This is a genomic window from Planktothrix sp. FACHB-1355, from assembly GCF_014748295.1.
Taxonomy (GTDB): Bacteria; Cyanobacteriota; Cyanobacteriia; order Cyanobacteriales; family Aerosakkonemataceae; genus Aerosakkonema; species Aerosakkonema funiforme_A.
Genome location: NZ_JACJUP010000999.1, coordinates 1 through 2,640, shown reverse-complemented (window position 1 = coordinate 2,640; position 2,640 = coordinate 1). Strand labels below are relative to the sequence as shown.

The window sequence follows — 2,640 nt, the reverse complement described above, 5'->3', positions numbered from 1 at the left end:
CGTCGTTTCTGCGAGTTTGGCTGCTTATTCTTCAGAGGCTTTTCTGGGTTTGGCTAATTTTTTACCGTTTTTCTTGCTGCTTATCTCGTTCGGCGAGTTAATACAAACACCCGCTCAACTGCGGCGATTAGCTTGGATTATAGTTATACCTTCTGTTCCGATCGTAATTCTTGGCTTGGGTCAACTATTTTTAGGTTGGGCTAGTTCGGGTTTATTAGCAAATATTTTAGGTTGGGGTCTCACAGCGACTGGCAATCCTCCAGGTAGAATGGCGTCCGTTTTTATGTACGCCAATATCCTCGCCGCTTATCTGACGATCGTTTTCATTCTCGCACTTGGGCTGTCGATCGAACAGTGGCAACTCGCTAGGAGAAGAGCGGGAGAGGCGGAGAACGGGGGAACGGGGGAGCGAGGGAAGTTTCCCAATTACGGGACGTTATATTTGATTGCGGCGGTAATTGGCAGTGCGATCGCGATCGTCTTCACTAATTCTCGCAATGCTTGGGCGATCGCACCTCTGGCCTGTCTCGCTTTTTCAGTTTACCTTGGTTGGCGTTGGTTATTAGCGGCAGTCACAGGAATTGCAAGTATTATTCTCGCCGCCGCTTTTGCGCCATCACCGATAAATCAATTCCTGCGAAAAATAGTCCCCGCTTTCTTTTGGGCGCGTTTAACAGATCAAAATTTTCCCGATCGACCTTTACCTTATTTGCGAACAACCCAGTGGCAATTTGCTTGGTGGATGACACAGCAGCGTCCTTGGACAGGTTGGGGATTAAGAAATTTCACGCCACTTTATGTAACAAAATATGCCACTCCCGACAATCCTATTTGGTTAGGTCATCCCCATAGTTTGTTTTTGATGCTAACAGCAGAAATCGGCATTCCTGCGACAATGCTGTTTTGTGTTTTAGTCAGTTGGATGATTGCGCGAAGTATTTTGCTATTGCGAGATTGGCCTGTAAATAATCAAGATAGATTAATTTTATTCAGTTTTATAGTTGCTTTTTTAGGCTGTAGTTTATTTAACACCGTAGATGTAACAATATTTGATTTGCGCGTCAATACATTCGGATGGTTGCTGTTAGCCGCAATTGGTGGAGTGGTTTATAGCCAAAGTGGAAAATGATTGCCAATATCAGATATCGGATTTTAGATTTACAATCACTTTAGTGGGGGATAGTTTCCCATCCCCCTATTTTCTGCATCTCTATCTGTTCGCAGGCAACCAGATCGCGAATTCTGTTCCTTGTCCGGGAACAGAATTTACATCAATTCTTCCGCCATGTTTTTCAACGATGATTTGACGCGCGATCGCCAATCCCAAACCCGTACCTTTTCCTACTGCTTTCGTGGTAAACAAGTGGTCAAATATCTTTTCTTTGACCGATTCAGTCATGCCGCAACCATTATCTGCAATGGCAATTTTTACCCGCTTGTTTTCTACTGATGTGGTAATTGTAATGAAGTTAGGGTTGGCCTTGATTTCAGCAAAGCTTCGACTGATATTTGATTCATCCAAAGCATCGATCGCATTGGCGATCGTATTCATAAATACCTGATTGAGTTGTCCGGGGAAACACTCGATTAAAGGTAAATTACCGTAGTTGGTAATCACTTCAATGGCGGGACGTTGTTCATTAGCTTTCAGGCGATGTTTGAGGATTAAAAGTGTGCTATCAATGCCTTCGTGAATATTAAATGGCACTTTGCAGTCGCGATCGGCACGAGAAAAAGTACGTAAACTGGTACTGATATTTTTCAGCCGCTCGCAGGCTGTAGACATGGAATCAATTATCTTAGGTAAGTCTTCTAAGGTATATTCCAAGTCAATTTCTTCGGCATGGTCGAGAATTTCTTCGCTCCGATCGGGGAAAGTTTCTTGATAGAGTTGCAAGTGTTCGATTAGTTCGACAATAGTAGGTTTAGTTTCTTGGAGACTGGCAGCAATAAAACCAAGGGGATTATTCATTTCATGCGCTACCCCCGCTACTAAATTACCTAAAGCCGACATTTTCTCACTTTGGATTATTTGTAATTGAGCGTTTTGCAAGTTGTGTAATGCTTGTTCTAATTCCACTGATTTTTGCTGTAAGGCAAGTTCTGCTCGTTTGCGATCGCTAATATCTCGCATCACAACTACTGCACCAACTTTGTTACCCCAAGGATCGAAGATTGCTTGTCCGCTAGCTAACAAACTTCTCCGAGAACCTTGCTTAGGCGCAATTACCATTTCGGCATTTTCAACGATTTCTCCTTGCAAAGCACGAAACAGAGGAATTTCCGTTGTTGATAAGGGTGTTTGACCATCAGGTTGATAGAGTGAAAAATATTCTGCCCATTGTTCCGGCGGTAATGATTCCACTGGTAAGCCGTGAAATTCACGAGTTGCTTTGTTAAATAGAGTCAAAGTCCCACTAGCATCGCAGACAACAATTCCATCGGTAATATTGTGAATGATGGCATTCAAAAACTCTCTTTCCTTAGCTAGAGATACTTCGGTTTTTTGTAATTTTTCTAGTGATGCTTGTAAGGACTGAGATTTTTCCTGTTCTCGTTCATAAAGTTGAGCATTTTCTAAAGAAATAGCAGCTTGAGTGCAAAGTAAGTTGAGTAGTTCCACGCGATCGCCACTAAATG

General features: G+C 42.8%; 2 protein-coding genes. One reads left to right on the top strand and one right to left on the bottom strand.

What is annotated here, in order from left to right:
- A partial coding sequence (locus tag H6S82_RS28095) for an O-antigen ligase family protein (RefSeq protein ID WP_191057100.1) occupies positions 1 to 1,129 on the top strand: 1,129 nt, incomplete at its 5' end.
- 81 nt (positions 1,130 to 1,210) lie between these two features.
- On the opposite strand, the gene H6S82_RS28090 is transcribed toward H6S82_RS28095, so the two are convergent.
- The coding region (locus H6S82_RS28090) for a sensor histidine kinase (protein WP_191057099.1) at positions 1,211 to 2,640 on the bottom strand (1,430 nt) is incomplete at its 5' end.